Source organism: Streptomyces sp. NRRL S-920, from assembly GCF_000717945.1.
In the GTDB taxonomy this organism is placed as follows: Bacteria; Actinomycetota; Actinomycetes; order Streptomycetales; family Streptomycetaceae; genus Streptomyces; species Streptomyces alboniger.
In genome coordinates this window covers 1-14,614 of the sequence record NZ_JODF01000103.1, presented here as the reverse complement: position 1 = coordinate 14,614, position 14,614 = coordinate 1, and the positions used below count along the sequence as shown (strand labels likewise).

Genomic DNA, 14,614 nt, shown 5'->3' with positions numbered 1-14,614 from the left:
AGGCGGCCCTCGGGAGGGCGGACGACCCCGGCCGGGACCGCGCGGTGACGTACGGGCGGCCCGGTACGTCAACCGGATGACGTACACCCGCGGTCCGGGGTGTCACGCTGCCCGTCACGCCCGGCCCCGAGGGGGAGTGCCGGGGGGGTCCGTCGCAGGTCGGGGCGCGTGACAGGCGCCCGTGTGACAGGGGGCGTGACAGGCCGTGCGACAGGGGACGCGACAGGGCCCCCGCCCTCCCGGGGGAGCGGGGGCCCTGCTCGAACTCCGGCGGTCAGTCGGCCGGTTGCTGGTCCCACAGGTGCACGGTCTCCCCGGTGCGGAGCGGGGCGCCCTCGGGGCCCTTGATGTGGCCGGAGACGATCCGGTCCTCGTGCCGGCACCCGCCCTCGGCATGCGCGCGGGGGTCCATGCACGTTGACCGGCGGTACGGGCGCACGGGCCACCGGCAGGACCATTGCGGCTCACGGCGCCCGGTGCTGGCCTGCGCGTCGTCCTGCGCGGCCTGCGGGGGCGGTCGGTGGGTGGAGTGGACCCGGACGACCCGGACCGCGGACGAGCCGGTGACACCCTGCCGGCGGTCCCGCTTCGCGCCCGAGCGGGCCCGGGGGATCTCGTCCACTTCGGCCCAACGGCTCTTGCCCTGCTGTGCCATGAGCTGCCACGCGGTGTAGAGCACGTGGGCCCACCGGTCGGTCGTGTCCGGCACGGGAGGGCCGAACGGGGCGCCCTCCCGGAGCAACATCTCGTTGTCCCACCCGAGGGGCGGCCCGCTGGCCTCCCGGTTGGCATCGATCATCCCGGCCGTCATCACCATGCCGTCCCGCATGGTCCCGATCACGGTCTCGGGTGGCAGTCCGGAGAACAGGCCGCGGGGGCTGTAGAAGGTGATCCACACCCCCGACCAGTCGGCCGGAATCAGGCCGGACGACCCCGCACCCTTGTGGAACCAACGGACCTCCCCCCGGTCGAGATTGACCTCCCCGGGGTCCCACACGGACCACGAGGCGGCCACGATCGGGGTTGTGATCACGGCGGACGCGTTGGGCCGGCCGAAGGGGGTGTTCGCCAGGGCGGCCCCGGCGTCCTCGGTGTATCCGCCGATCGGTTCCCCGAACACGATCAGGCCCGATTCCGAGGGGAGCCGGGAGAGTGTCACCGGCTCCGTGGGCGGGGTGTGCGCGGCGGCCAGGGCAAGGGCGGTCATGTCCGGGGTCGCGTAGTACAGCTCTGCCGACTCCAGCCGCCGCCGTTCGCACTTCGTGAGCAGGATGGACGCCACGGACTCATCGGACGCGCCGATGCCGGGGACCGAGGGCACGATCGTGAAGCGGCCCGCTTGCAGGGCGGCCCGCATCGTGGTCCGGGTCCGGTCGTCGTCCAGGTGGTCAAGCAACTGCGCGCGCCACTCCGGGAGCTGGGTCGGGTCGGGGGGTGTCCAGCGGAGCCGGGAGGGGTCGCTCATGGTGGGTGTCCTCGTGTGCGATCGGGGTTACGCGGGGGGAAGTTCCGGTGAGCCGTTCCCTGCATTTTCCCACGTCAGGGGCCCATTACGTGGGGGAATCAGCCCGATTACCCCCGGGGAAGTGGCCGATACGTGCGGGGAGTTGACCACCGGTCTTACCTGCGGGAACCACCCGGGCCCCCGCCCTCCCGAAGGGGGAGCGGGGGCCCGGTGTCGGTCCGGCCGGCGTCACTCGAACCGGAAGTGCTCGATGTCCCGGAACCGGATGTTCACGCCGTACTGCGCCTTCATGGCCTCGGTCATCGCGTCCGCCGCCTCCCTGGCCGCGGCGTGTGCAGCGTCGCGCGCCTCGGTCAACGGCCGGTTGCGCATTCCGTCGTAGGCCCGCTCGATGGCTTCCCGGTTCGCCTTGCTCGGGGTCTGCGATCCGGTCAGCCACCGGTCAAGGGTCTGCTTTGTGGCCGACACTCCAGCCTTGCTCATGGCCTCGTATCCCTTGGCCGTCTTAAAGAGCTGCCGGAACTGCGCTTCCCACCCCTTGGCCTTATAGGAAGCGGCCGGTTTGGCGGCCCGCCGCTTTCCCGAGGCATTCCGGGCTTTCTCCGCTGCCTTACGGACTTCCCGCATTTTCTCCGGGGGGAGGTCAATTCGAGTGCGGCGCACACCATTGTTGGCGGGCATGACGTGCCCGGCCCATTCGACTTTCGCTTTCACGTCGACGCGGGAAGGCTCCGCCGTGTTCGCCCAATCCGCGTAGGCCGCTTCGATTGCGTCGGCCACCCGGTCCGCCTCGGCATCCGAGTACTTGTCGCCTTCTCCGGTGTCCCGCTTCTTCGCCATTACTCATCCCCCCAAGACTCGGTGCCCTTGACTTTCCACGTGCCGAATTGCGTACCGGAGTCGTCCAGCCGAAGCGCGGGCCGGTCGCCCTCGGTGGCCGCCGCCAGGGCCGCGGCCGGGAGGACAAGCTCATCGACGTTGCGCAGGGACACCGGGGCCATGCCGTCCCCGAGCTGCCGCACCTTGTCGGCCGTGCGCCAGATGGTCGCGGACGCCTGATCCTTGATCGCGTGGACCCAATCCGTGCGGCGGCTCCGGCAGTTCCACTTGCGCCGGGTCACGCCGGCCGTGTCGTCAAGGGACCCGTACATCAGGCCCATGGACTGGCCGAACGCTTCCTTCACCGCGTCGTAGGCGCCCGACTCCCGGCCGTGCGTCTCCAGCGCGTACCGGCGGCACTCCCCGATCAGGTGGGCCCACGAGGACAGCCGCACGGCGGTCCCGGTCCACGAGTCCGAGGCGGACGCGTCGGGCCACCGGCCGGCCGCGGCCAGGTCTGCCAACAGGTGCATGCGGGTGCCGGTGATCCACCGTTCCTCGCCCACGGTCTCGTTCCCGAGGGGGGAGGGGAGGTCAGTCTCGGTCCACGGGTACACCCGCACCTTGTAGTAGCCGGGGGCCGGAGCCTGCCCGGTCAGGTCCTCCACCGCGCCCGTGTGCTCGAACTCCCCGTGCACGACCCGGACCGACGAAACGGCGGTCGGCCATGAGCCGTTGCGGTCCATCACGACCACTTCGCCGTCGTAGTCCTCCCGCTCCCACGACCAGCCGTCCATGACCCGTACGGCATCGATCACCGCGGGCCGCTCGGGCTGCCACCGGGGGGACGTGCGACGCAGGAACGGAGCGAACGGCCCGGGCGCCTCCCGGTTGCCCTCCATGGCGAACAGGAGCCGGAGCCGGGCCGGAGCCTCCCCGATCTCCGGGTCATCGAGCAGGGCGAGCCGTTCGGCCAGGGCCCCGAGCTGCCGCTCGTTCGCCACCGACTTGCGGGCCACCGCGGCGGCCAGGAACTCCGAGTGCGGGCCGTCCGGGACCGCCAGGGCGGGCGCCTTCCTTCCCGGCCGGGACGGGCGAACGTCACCCGAGGGGGCCGGTACGTCTACCGGTTGACGTACCGCGGGCGCCGGAGCAGGGGCCGGAGCCTCGGGCCGGGGAGCCGGGAGGGCCGCCTCGGGCTCGGGGTCGCCCTCGGGGAACGGGAGGGCCGCCACCTCGGCCCCGATCGTGCCGGCGGGCCACTCGTTCCGAGGCGGGGCCGGGACACAGGTGGGGTGCCGTCCGTTCGGGTAGTCCCCCCTCGGGTCCAAGGGCAGATCACACGGCTTGCCGAAGTTGTAGCCGTTGCACTCGCGCGGGCCGCCCTGCTCGGGGCCGGAGCCGTCCGGGCCGCCCTCGGGGTCGTCGCCCTGGCCGCCGTACTCCGTCCCGGCCACGGTCAGGTCGAACCGGTACAGCCGGGTTCCCAGGCCCGTGATCCCGCGCACGGGCCGCGGGCACAGGGAGGTCAGGTTCTTCCCGTCCCCCGGAGGCAGGATTCCGGCGCCCCGCATGCCCACGAGGGCCGCGTGCAGGGTGTCGGCCAGGTGCGCGCGTTCCGCGACCTCCCGCAGCTTGCCCGGGATGAACCACAGCCGGTTGTCCGCGGTGGACACGAACCCGTGAACGTCGTTGCCACGCTCCCGCATGACGGCCCGCAGCGTCCCGGCCGGGTCACCCGCGGTCAGGTCGACCTCGGGGAACCGGTGACCCTGCGCCATGGCCGCGGTGATGGCCTCCCAGAGCTGTTCGGCCGGGGTCAGGGCCGCCGATGCGGACGCGATCAGTGCGGCCGGGAGCTGCCGGACCGCTTCCGCCTCGGCAATCTCCCCGCAGTTCTCGACTCCGACCGCCAGGCCCAGCAGGTGGGCACCCACGGCCCACAGGGCGTGGACCTCTCCGACCGTGCCGGCGATGCCGCCGCCCTTGGGGGCGATTCGCTGCGTCACCGCGTCGTGCGCGTCTTGCAGCTTGGTCAGACCTTCCGCCGTGAACCATCCGCCCTTGATGGCCCACTCCAGCGGCCACCCGTGGAAGTTGGTAGCGGCCCGCTTGACCCACTTGGACAGGTGCATGCACCGAGCGGTCCCCTCGGGGACCTCCCGGCCGTCCCGGTCCACGTAGATGTTCGGCCAGAACGGGGCCCCCAGCTCGTACAGCCGGGAGGCCAGGTCTTCGGACTGCCCGGGCCGCCGAAGCGACAGGTTCGAGCTGGACGACAGGACCGACCGCCACCGACCGAGGGAAGTCCCGCCGTTGCCGTCCGCGGACCCCATGGACCGGTTGGCACCCCCGACCATGGCGGACATCATCTGTTCCGTCTTGGCCACCCCGTCGCCCTTGGCGCTGTTCTCTTCCAGGCAGAGAGGCAGGTAACGGGCCCTGCGGAGAATCTGCGGGATGCCCTGCGCGCTGGAGTTCCAGGACCGGAGCACGCCCTCGTCTACCCGGCCGAACATGCCGGCCTGTACGACCTGCGTCGTGCTCTTGCCCTGCTGACCGGGCCCGGTGTGGTTCACGATGTGCGCGGGCACCCCGGCCGGGGTGACGAGCGGCCCCGCCATGAACGACCCGAGGGCAAGCAGGGTCTTGGGGTGCCGCATCGCGTGCCCGAGGATCGTGCGCCATACCTTGCGCGCGTCGTCCTCGGCTCCGGCGAGCTGCCGGTAACCGATGTTCTGCGTGTCCGCCTCGGGGAAGAACATCGCGCCGCCGTCCATGTACGGCACGGCGGTGACCTCGGGGGCCCGGTCGCGCGCTTCCTGGCGGATCACGAGGGCGAACGCCAGCTTGGCATCCTGGCCCGAGGGCCGTTCCTGGCCGACCTTCCCGGCCCACGTGCCGCGGTCTAGGTCATCCTCGGAGACGACGACGCACCGGCCCGACTTGCCCTTGAGCCGGTACTCGATCGTGGTGTCCTGGCCGTCCTCATCCTTCTTCGTGACCCACCCGGTGACCGGGGGGACGGTGCCGACCGGTTCCCCTACGGGAATCCGTTCGTCACCGGAGCCGATGAACGCGACCTGCAACACCATGCGGTCCGAGGGTCGGAACCACCACTCCGTTTTGCTGATCTTCGCGCCGGGGATGCGGGCCGCGCCCTCGGTCTCCCGGGCCCGGGTCGTCGTCGTCAGGGTCTCGGTCATGAGTCGACCCCCGCCCGCGTCAGGAGACGGTCCGCGTAGGACCGGGCGCGGGTCAGGGTCGGCCACCCGGAGGACACGAGGTCACCGGTAGCGGTGTGGACCCCCCACCCGCCGCGACCGCGTACGGTCCGGCAGATCAGGTAGGCGGTCGTTCCGTCCGTGACGGTCGTCACCCGGCCGGAGCCGCCGACCGGGGTCACTCGGGGATCTGTGGTCAGCACGGGTGCTGACTGGGTACTCTTGGAATACACGTTGGTCCTCGCAACGGATCGATGCCTAAGCCTCGGGAGTCGGATCTCGGGGCTTTCGGCATTTCTGGGGTGGGTGCCTGCTGCTCGTGACCCCCGCCGAAGCGGGGTCGGATGGTCACGGAGCGCGGGCCGGGGTGAGCCGGTGGCACCTCCTCTGAGGGGACAGAGCACGAGGGGCCGGAGCCGGGAGCGCTATCCCGGCCGGCCGATTCACGAGGGCGAGCAGGAGAGCCGCCAGGGCGGCCCGGACCTGCGGCCGGAGCGATGCGAAGGCACGTACGAACGCACGGGCCACGGACCGCCGGGCCCGGGGGGTCATGCCCTTGACCATGGCGACGATGCGCCGGTCTACGTCCTGCGGGGGCCGACCGCGGAACCCTCCGAAACGCCAGATGATCAGGAACTCTTCCTCGGTCATGCGAAGGAACATGTCCAACAGGCGGTCAGGGCTCTGCACGGTGCTCACCTCCCTCGGGGTCGTCGTCCTGGCGGTCACCGGGTCAGCTCCCGAACTGGAGAGGGATGGTCAGCGCGTCCGCGCCGATGGTCGCGCCGTTCGCCTTCATCGCCCGGTACATCTGCGCCAGGGCCACCCCGGCGGCCACGGCCAGGGCGGCGGCGGCCACCAGGAGCAGAGCCTCGGACACGGGGATGTAGCGGCCCCCGCCGCGGCCCTCCCGACCCACGACCGGGACTCCACACTTGCGCACGGTGTAGTTCACGGCCGGGTAGTCGCCCGCGGTCCGGGCAACCTCCGTCACGGCCACGGTGCCCTCGGGGGTCACGTGCCAGTCCGCAGGAACCTGCGGGGCCGCGGAGCCGGGCGCCGTGTCGATGGTCGCGGTTGCGGTCACCTCACCACTCCTTATCGATAGTCCGTATTGGAGATCATACGGTCCGTCAACTGCCCTGCGCCACTCCCGCGTCGGGTGAATCTGGCGTGTCGCTCCCCTCGGTCCCGGCCGGGTTCGCCTGTACGTCAACGGTTCTGCCGGTACGTCAACTAGGTGACGTACAACGGCCCCCGAGGGCTCGCTCCCCTTCCCGGCCGGGACCGAGGGGCGGCTCCGGGGTACGAGGGCGGCCCGGCTTTTCCCGAAGGGGAGGGAGCCGGGCCGCCTGGCCGTTCGCGGTCACCGTACGGGGAGGGCCCCCGATACCGGAACGTATCGATACGCCGTGACTACCGGGCGCCGGCCGGGGCTCCGGCCGGACGGGTGCGGCTCGCGGTCTCCCACGCCTCATCCCCCGGGGCGGCCCCGCTCGTTCGGGCCGTCTTGCTCACGGTGGCCGTGGCGAACGCCAGATCGGGACCGACAGCGGACGCGTCGACCTCCCACGCCGAACGCTTCTCGCTCGTCTTCTCGTCCGTCCACGTCCGCTGTCGCAGGTCGCCCACGACCACGACGCGCATTCCCTTGGCGAGCGTGGCGGCCACGTTCTCCGCCAGGGACCGCCAGGCCGAGACCCGGTGGAAGTCGGTGCCGGCGTCCTTCCACTCCCCGGACTGCGCGTCGTACGTCCGCCGGTTGACGGCCACGGAGAACTTCGCCACCGCGGCCCCGCTCGGGGTGAAGCGGAGTTCCGGGTCATCGGTCAGGTTGCCCACGAGGGTGATCGGGGTGCCGTTGCTGCTGCTCATGTCGTCTTCCGTTCTGTGGGCCCGGCCCATGCGACGAGCCGCCGTTTCCGGCGACTCCCCGCCGACTATGCCGGGTGATCGGTTGAATTCAAGGGGGGGTGAAGGGGTTGGCCGGACGGCCACGAACGGGCCCGGTGGGGACCGGGCCCGAACGCGATCAGCCGGTCAGGTCGAACAGTTCCAGTTGGCCGGCGACTCGGGAGATCCCCCGAGCCTTCAGCTCCCGGTACTGCGCCGCGACCCACGACCGGGAGTAGCCGGTCAGGTCAACGGCCGTGCTCTGGGGTTGGCCGGTGGTGTAGCAGTCGCGCACGATCTCTAACGCCCGGTCTCGGGTGATCTGCTCGGGTGCGGACACGGCCCCTCCCTCGGGGTCAGTTGGCGGGGGCGGCCACGCGTCCCCACGCGGCCCGGAGACGAGCGGCGGAAGCGCTGTAGCCCAGCTCCCGGAACCGGTCCTCCATCTGGCGGTACGAGCGGGGCGGGTCGGTCTCCCGGATCAGGAGCACGACGACCGCGTCGAGTTCGGCATCCGTGAGCCGTCCGCCGGTCTCCGGCATGACGAGCGGCCGGGCCGTGCCGGGGTCGGTCAGTTCCGTGTCGGCCGGCACGTACCGCTCCGCGAACGGGTCGAGCTTGTACGTCTGCCGCTCGGGCACCGTGTCGGCCGGAGCCGAAACCGGCACGCTTCCCGTGTCGGCCAGAGCCGGGATCGTGTCGGCCGGGAGGGCTGCCGTGTCGGTTTCCGTCCGGGCCGTGTCGTCCGCGTCGGCCGTGTCGGTTCCCGCGTCGGCACCGACACGGACCGGGACACGGGGTGTGTCGGCCGGGGCCGGGATCGTGTCGGCCGGAGCCGGGACCGACACGGGGGCCGTGTCGTTCTTCGGCCCGCGTCCGCCCTGTGCCGTCATGGCGGCCAGGTGGACGGCCAGGGCGGCGGCCAGGGGCGGCACGGCCGACACGGCGATGACCAGGGGCGGACCGACCACGATGTGGTTCGTCGACACGAGATGCCCGATCGCGTTCAGGACCATCGAGCCGCCGACCGTCACGAGGGTGAGCCACCGACCGAGGGACCGTGCCGCTTCGGGCAGTCCAGCCGTGAGCCAGACCAGACCCGACACGAGGGCGAGCACGTCAACCGACACGGGCAGGGACCACTTCATCTCGCGTCCCCACCCGACCGCGCCGCCGAGCGTGGCGAGCGTGTCGGCCGACGCAGCCATTGCGACGGTTGCGACGATGGCCGCGCCGGTTACGAGGACGGCACGAGTGCTGATCTTCCGCATGTCGGGACCTACTTCCGCTTGCTCTGTACGACGACGCTCTGAACGACCTTGACCGAGAGTGTGTCGGCTCCGGGCCGCTTCCGGCACAGGAGCGCCAGAGCTACCGCCAGAACCACCGCTCCCCCGAGGTACGGGGCCGCCGCCGACACGGCCGACACGGCGGCGGTCAGGGCGAGCGACACACCCCACACGACGAACCCGACCACCCCGGCCATGGCCGACACGGCGGCGGTCACGGCCGACGCGCGCCAGACCCACCGCGGCACGATCGGGTCGTGCTCGGGGACGGCCAGGGCCGCGGACTGCGGGAGCAGGGCCCCCGACTGCACGAGGGCGGCGGCGGTCTGCTGCTGCTGCCACGCGGCGAGCAGGGCCTCGGTGGACGGGATCGCGGGCCGCTCGGTGGCCGCGGCCGGGGCCGCCTCGGGCCGCTCGGGCGGGGTGACCAGGGATGCCGGCGTGTCCGGGATCAGGAACCGGGTCAGGTCATCCGGCCCGACCTCCCGGCCCGGTGCGGGATACTCGTTGCTGCTGCTCACGGGGTCTCCTTCGTGGGTGTCAGGGCCCCCTGTCAGGGCCCGGTGTCAGGCGGTGTCAGAGCGGGATGTCAGCCGCTCTGACACCGCGTCTACCTGGGGGTTTGGTGTCAGGTGTCAGGCCGTCAGGCTGACGCCATGGCCGGGACGATGCGGTACTTGTTCTTGCCGGCGGGCACGAGGCGGCCCTCCCGACCGAGGCGCCCGAGCTCTGCCGAGACCCACGGCCGGGAGCGGCCGTGCTTGTCGCAGTGCTCCATGAAGTCCTTCGTCTGGACGACCATTCGGCCCTCCGCCTCGAACTCCCGGAGGATCTCCTCCATGGCCGCCCTCGGGTCGTCCGGCTCGGTCCCGGCCGGGGCCCCGAACATCGGGGTGTCGTCCGCCTCGGGGAGTTCCGCCTCGGGGTCGATCCCCTCGTCCTCGGGGTCCACCAGGGGCTCACCGGTCGTCACGTCGTCGTCTTCCGTCCTGGCGGCACGCTGCGGGCCGCCGTTGGGGGCCGGGGCCGCGGTCGGGCCCTGGCGGTCGGTGTAGATCTGTCCCGCGACCGAGGCGGCGGCGTTGGCCGTCACGTCGTCCACGGTCATGCGGACCGGGGCGAACTCCCGCACGGCCCATTCGAGCGTCACGGGGTTGTTCCGGAAGGTGCGGGACGGGGTGGACCACAGTTCCTCGTCCACGCCGGCCGACACGAGGTAGCAGTAGCCGGGCCGCTTGTTGCCCCACGCCCCGGGGTTGGCGCCCGCGTCCAGCACTTCGGACGGGAGGGCGAAACCGGCGTCCCGCTCGTCTACGCCGAAGCACAGAGCGGAGGGGAGGGACGCGCGGGTGTCGGTGCTGATCTGGTAGCCGGACGCGCGCTGCATGGACACCACGAGGGAGGCGCCGGCCGACCGGGCTTCCTGCGCGATGCCGGTGAACGCGTCGTCATCGACGGCCCGCAGGGTGTTGGCCGCTTCCTCGAACCACCCCACGAGGTACGGCATGCCGGGGCATCCGCACGCCGTGCCGTCCTCCCGGCAGGTGTGCGCGGGGTCGTCCTGCGTGCGGGCCGCCGCGGGCTCCCACGACCGGTAGGAGTGCTGACCGAGCCAGAGCTGACGGGCCGGGATGACTGCCTCGAACGCGGCGATCATCACCGCGGCCCCGTCCTGCGTGGTCACCACCCAGTCACAGCCGCCGAACGCTTCCCCGAGGTCCTGGCCCCGCTTCGGGTCGGACAGCCACACGATCGCGTCCCGGCGGGTCAGGACCTCCGCCATGACGTCGATCGCGCCCTCGGTCTTACCGGCGCCGGTCACACCCATGACGAGCAGGTGGATTGCCTGCGGGAGCGTGAGCGTCAGCTCCCGGCCGTCGTCGTACACACCGATGACGAGCGGTTCGGCAATCGAGCCGCCCGGGGAGGACGGGCCCGGGTACCAAATGACCTCCCGAAGCATGTCGTTCGGGACGATGACCAACTCGCCCTTGCGGGCCGAGTCGGGGTCGGGCCGGTACCGCACGGCCGTGGTCGGCACGTCCAGCGCGGACGCGACCCGAGGCAGCGCCTTGGACACGTCGTCGTTGGTCGCCTCCCCGGCCGGGAGCGCGTAGGGCACCGTGACCTTGTTCGGCTCGACCTTGACCGTGCCCAGCTTCGTACGGGCCAGACCGACCTTCTCCAACAGACCCTTGTCCGAGGACTCCCCGACCGCGTCGGGGTTGCGGCGCATGACCATCCGGACGTTCCACGACAGGGCCACGACCGGGCCGCCCATGGCGTACAGGTCGATCACGGGGTGCGTGATCGGACCCGACAGGGCGGCGGCGGTGACCCACACGGACCCGGCCGCGACCGTGACCGCGGAGTGCAACCGGCGCTGAGCACTCGTGCCCCGGCCCGCCCACCAGGTGGCGCCGGTCAGTGCGACCGAGGCCAGGGTGAGACCAGCCGCGCCCCACGGGGAATCGGCCCACATCAGGTGTGCGCCCTCCCCGACCACGCCGACGCCCACGACCCCGAGCCACGGCGGAAGATGCGGCTTGGCCCGGTGCAACAGGTACTTGCCGACCCCGGACCACGCCGACTCGCCCTTGAGCTGTTCCTCGTGCTGCTGCTCGATGTCCTTCTCACCCATGGCCCCGGCCCCTTACTGCTGTGCCCAGTCCATGCGCGGACCCTGGGGGCGCCGGGCACGGTGACGGACGCGGTTGATCTCTTCCTCGTACGCCTGCTGGAACGCGGCGTAGGTGGCGGCGGCGTTCTTCGCGGCGGCGGCGGCGGAGTCCGCGGCCTTGCCGAGCTTCCGGGAGACGCGCCACGCCCGAGCCTTCGAGCCACCGATACGGCCCTCGGGGTCCGGGACCGTGGACAACACGCCCTTGAGGATTTCGGCGCCCATGGCCACCTCGAACGAGACCTGCACCATGACGGCCCGCAGGTGGTTGCAGTAGTTCCGCACGTCCGCCGGAGAGGTGAACTCGGGCGGGGGGAGCAGGGCCTCGGAGTGACCACCGCGGCCACCCTGCGCGGCGACCGCGCCACGGCCGCCACCGCCCCCGCCCCCGTTCGTGGTCTTGCTCTGCGACACGTTGAGCGTGAACGAGGGGGCAAAGGCACCCGAGAACTTCGCAGAGTTGTTCTTGCCGTTCGTGCCGCTCGAAGCGGCTGCGGTCGGTGTGCTCACCGGCTGATCTCCGATCCGTTGAGGAGTTCGGGGAGAGCTGTCGTTGTGCTCGCTCTGCCGCTACGGTAGAACACAGACCAAGCAGTAAGCAACCACATCGCAACCAGAGAATGAGAGGGGATCATGGCGACCACGGCCCGAGACATCGCAGCCCACTACCGCCGGGTGGTCACGGATGAACAGATCCGCCCCGGTGAACGACTCCCTACGCTCCGCGCCACCTGCGAACAGTTCGGGGTCGCCAACACGACAGCCCTCCGGGCCTACCGGATGTTGGAGGCCGAAGGGCTCGTCTCCGCGGAACCCCGACAGGGGTACGTCGTCCTGGCTCGTCCGTCCGTCGTCACGACCGGCGCGCAGCGGGTCAAGCGCATCCAGCGGGGGGGCCCGAACTACAGCCACGCGGAGACCAGCCGCGACCACGTGGCCGCGCTCCGGTCCTGCGCAGACCCGGACATCTGCCGGGAGCTGGGGGTCGAACCCCACTCGGAGATCCTGTTCAGGCGCCGCACCTTCGTGCAGCACGGCCGGCCGTCCACGGTGGCTATCAACGTCATCGCGCCCCGCATGTGGGCCGCGGTGCCGGAGCTACTGGAGTCCGCCCGGATCACCGGCCAGACCGGCGGGGAGACCTGGCTCGACTGGTACCGCCAGCGCACCGGCCGGGAGCTGACGCAGGGGCCGGAGATGGCCGCGGCCCGCATCGCGTCGACGGACGAACTGGCCGCGCTGGAGGTAGACGCACCCGACGGGGCCGCCGTGCCCGTGCTTGTCCTGCGGTCCGTCTGGCACGACGACGAAGGGCCGGTGATGGTGTGGGAGGACACGCTCCGGCCGGGCGTGTGGCACGTCACGGAAGGGCCCTGACCCTCCGCCCCCGTAGCCACCTGGCCAGATCCCCGAACGGCCCTCGGTCCACACCGGACCGGGGGCCGTTCCATTTTCTGATCGTTTTCGTCAGTCCCCCGTGCCAGACTCGAATTTGAGACCGCGCCAGGAACCAGCAGGAAGGGGGGAACGTGCGAACCGTCCCCGTGCAAATCGTCTGTCGCAACTGTGCGGAGCCGTACCGGACCACCGTCCGGGGCGGGAACACCCGTTGCCCACACTGCCGGACCTCCCGGCACGTCCGCGTAGACCAGGAATGGGAGGGCCCCATCACGCCCGACCTGACCGGGGCCGCCTCCCGCGCCGTACAGGCCGCGGCCCGGCCCGCGGTGTGGGTCGACTGCCGTTGCGGCCACACCTGGCAGTCCCGGGCAAAGGACCGCATGACCATCCGGTGCCCCGAGTGCGGCACCGGGCAACGCGTGCCGTACCGCACCCCCGAGAACACCGGGCCGTCCCCCGAGGGGCACCTCCCGCCGCCGCCCCCGCCTCGTGTCGCCAGGGTCCGCCCTGCGCCCGCGTGGGAGCCGGACGACGACGAGCCGGAGCCGTACGAGCCGGAGCCGTACGAGCCGGAACGGCCCTCCCTGGCCGACTGGATGCGCACCGGGGGCCGGGAGGACTTGGCCCGAGCCTTCCCTCCCGGGGGTGCCCGCGGTGGTCTGGCCGGCATCCTGGCCGCCCTCGGGGGTCGGGCCCCGGCCGCACCCGCGCCCGCGCGTCGAGCAGCTGCTCCCCGGCCCGCTCGTCAGGCCGCGGCCAATCCGCCGGCAGTCCTCCCGACCGCCCCGGCCGGAGCCGCGGCCGTGCAGCCGATTGACCCCCAGACGCTCCCCGAGCGGGATCTCCGGCGCCGTGACGACGTGTGCCAGATCGTCCGGTCCCTCTCGACCGGGACCTCCCTGCTCGTCTGGTACAACCAGCCGCCCGGGCTCTGCGAAGCGCTGGACACCAACCAGCCGAAGGACGGCCAGCGGTGCCGCGCGACCGCCACGCACGCCGTGCGCTTCCGGCGGGACGTGACCGAGGCGGACGCGTACACCTGCCCCGCGCACGCCCGTCCCCTGGCCGCGACCGCGGACCGCGCGCCGTACATCACGGCCACGATCTACCCGCTCCGGTAGTCGCGTTTTTCGCGCACCGCGCCAGACCAGCGACGCGCACCGGAAAAAGCGCGCGTGCGCACGTCGAAAACAGACACCGCGCCAGCAACCAGCAAACCAGCGCACAACGGCAGTACGTCGACGGAAACAACGCGTTGGCGCGGCCGACCAGCAACCACAGAAAGAGGACCGATGGACCCCGCAGACCTCGAAGGCGTCTTCCCCGAAGGGGAGCTGTGCCGGATCTCCCTTGAGTCCGGAGACGTGGAGGCGAACACGCAGTACATGAGGTTCACGCCCTCCGCTCTGATCCTCCGGGGGGTGTGGCACGTCATCATCCGGGAGGGGGACACGGAGGACACCGTGCCGTGGATTGGCGCCCGGGTGATCCCCTGGCGAGACGTTCGGGGCATCGAGTCCGGCACCCACCCGAGCAACTACAGCAAGGCGGACGCCGAGGGCTACATGGAGGAGTACGGAGTCGACCCGGACGAACGGCCCGTGTACGCGGCCGAAGCCCGGCGGTAACCTCCCGGCACCCCCCGCGGCCCCTGCTCCCTCCCCCCGGAGCAGGGCCGACCCATGCCCGGCGGAGCCGAGGGCCCCCTCGTGCCGGCGTCCCCGGCCGCGGTCGTCCGGAAGCTCCCGGACCGCGGGTGTACGTCATCCGGTTGACGTACCGGGCCGCCCGTACGTCACCGCGCGGTCCCGGCCGGGGTCGTCCGCCCTCCCGAGGGCCGCCT

At 71.8% G+C, this 14,614-nt stretch carries 13 protein-coding genes; 3 read left to right on the top strand and 10 right to left on the bottom strand.

The window, feature by feature from the left end:
- Window positions 1-274: 274 nt before the first annotated feature.
- The 10 genes from IG54_RS41705 to traA form a co-directional block, all read right to left on the bottom strand.
- Complete coding sequence (locus IG54_RS41705) at window positions 275-1,465, bottom strand: hypothetical protein (protein ID WP_030795146.1); 1,191 nt, start codon at window positions 1,463-1,465, stop codon at window positions 275-277.
- 228 nt (window positions 1,466-1,693) lie between these two features.
- The gene (locus IG54_RS39565) at window positions 1,694-2,305 is read right to left on the bottom strand and encodes a hypothetical protein (protein WP_030795143.1); all 612 of its coding nucleotides are present in this window, start codon (window positions 2,303-2,305) and stop codon (window positions 1,694-1,696) included.
- The gene (locus IG54_RS0136335; protein ID WP_030795139.1) at window positions 2,305-5,490 is read right to left on the bottom strand and encodes a DUF927 domain-containing protein; all 3,186 of its coding nucleotides are present in this window, start codon (window positions 5,488-5,490) and stop codon (window positions 2,305-2,307) included. Before IG54_RS0136335 ends, IG54_RS39565 begins: the two co-directional genes overlap by 1 nt.
- A 751-nt stretch (window positions 5,491-6,241) precedes the next feature.
- A complete protein-coding gene (locus tag IG54_RS41700; RefSeq protein ID WP_030795132.1) occupies window positions 6,242-6,595 on the bottom strand; it encodes a hypothetical protein in 354 nt (117 codons plus the stop codon).
- Between the two features lie 329 nt (window positions 6,596-6,924).
- A complete protein-coding gene (gene ssb / locus IG54_RS0136315; RefSeq protein ID WP_030795129.1) occupies window positions 6,925-7,383 on the bottom strand; it encodes a single-stranded DNA-binding protein in 459 nt (152 codons plus the stop codon).
- Window positions 7,384-7,540: 157 nt separating this feature from the next.
- Window positions 7,541-7,741 (bottom strand): hypothetical protein, encoded by a 201-nt coding sequence (locus tag IG54_RS0136310; RefSeq protein WP_030795126.1) that lies wholly within the window; start codon window positions 7,739-7,741, stop codon window positions 7,541-7,543.
- Between the two features lie 16 nt (window positions 7,742-7,757).
- On the bottom strand, window positions 7,758-8,672 hold the full coding sequence (locus IG54_RS0136305) for a DUF2637 domain-containing protein (protein WP_030795123.1): 915 nt from the start codon (window positions 8,670-8,672) through the stop codon (window positions 7,758-7,760).
- 8 nt (window positions 8,673-8,680) lie between these two features.
- Entirely contained in the window at window positions 8,681-9,211 is a 531-nt protein-coding gene (locus IG54_RS0136300) for a hypothetical protein (protein ID WP_030795120.1), read from the bottom strand.
- Between the two features lie 122 nt (window positions 9,212-9,333).
- Complete coding sequence (gene traB / locus IG54_RS0136295) at window positions 9,334-11,331, bottom strand: plasmid transfer protein TraB (protein ID WP_030795117.1); 1,998 nt, start codon at window positions 11,329-11,331, stop codon at window positions 9,334-9,336.
- A gap of 12 nt (window positions 11,332-11,343) precedes the next feature.
- Entirely contained in the window at window positions 11,344-11,880 is a 537-nt protein-coding gene (gene traA / locus IG54_RS0136290; RefSeq protein WP_030795114.1) for a plasmid transfer protein TraA, read from the bottom strand.
- A 123-nt stretch (window positions 11,881-12,003) separates the two neighbouring features.
- Here traA and IG54_RS0136285 point away from each other — a divergent pair, with 123 nt between their 5' ends.
- The 3 genes from IG54_RS0136285 to IG54_RS0136275 all read left to right on the top strand — a co-directional run bounded on the left by IG54_RS0136285 (window position 12,004) and on the right by IG54_RS0136275 (window position 14,399).
- Complete coding sequence (locus tag IG54_RS0136285) at window positions 12,004-12,747, top strand: GntR family transcriptional regulator (RefSeq protein ID WP_030795112.1); 744 nt, start codon at window positions 12,004-12,006, stop codon at window positions 12,745-12,747.
- A gap of 404 nt (window positions 12,748-13,151) precedes the next feature.
- Window positions 13,152-13,892 carry a hypothetical protein gene (locus IG54_RS42375; protein ID WP_158708999.1) on the top strand — a complete coding sequence of 247 codons (741 nt, stop codon included), beginning with the start codon at window positions 13,152-13,154 and terminating at the stop codon, window positions 13,890-13,892.
- Between the two features lie 171 nt (window positions 13,893-14,063).
- A complete protein-coding gene (locus IG54_RS0136275; RefSeq protein ID WP_030795109.1) occupies window positions 14,064-14,399 on the top strand; it encodes a hypothetical protein in 336 nt (111 codons plus the stop codon).
- Window positions 14,400-14,614: the final 215 nt, after the last annotated feature.

Coding starts and splice junctions, on each gene's coding strand:
- IG54_RS41705 (WP_030795146.1), bottom strand. CDS start 1,465: ATGAGCGACCCCTCCCGGCTCCGCTGGACACCCCCCGACCCGACCCAG.
- IG54_RS39565 (WP_030795143.1), bottom strand. CDS start 2,305: ATGGCGAAGAAGCGGGACACCGGAGAAGGCGACAAGTACTCGGATGCC.
- IG54_RS0136335 (WP_030795139.1), bottom strand. CDS start 5,490: ATGACCGAGACCCTGACGACGACGACCCGGGCCCGGGAGACCGAGGGC.
- ssb (WP_030795129.1), bottom strand. CDS start 7,383: ATGAGCAGCAGCAACGGCACCCCGATCACCCTCGTGGGCAACCTGACC.
- IG54_RS0136305 (WP_030795123.1), bottom strand. CDS start 8,672: ATGCGGAAGATCAGCACTCGTGCCGTCCTCGTAACCGGCGCGGCCATC.
- traB (WP_030795117.1), bottom strand. CDS start 11,331: ATGGGTGAGAAGGACATCGAGCAGCAGCACGAGGAACAGCTCAAGGGC.
- IG54_RS0136285 (WP_030795112.1), top strand. CDS start 12,004: ATGGCGACCACGGCCCGAGACATCGCAGCCCACTACCGCCGGGTGGTC.
- IG54_RS42375 (WP_158708999.1), top strand. CDS start 13,152: ATGACCATCCGGTGCCCCGAGTGCGGCACCGGGCAACGCGTGCCGTAC.
- IG54_RS0136275 (WP_030795109.1), top strand. CDS start 14,064: ATGGACCCCGCAGACCTCGAAGGCGTCTTCCCCGAAGGGGAGCTGTGC.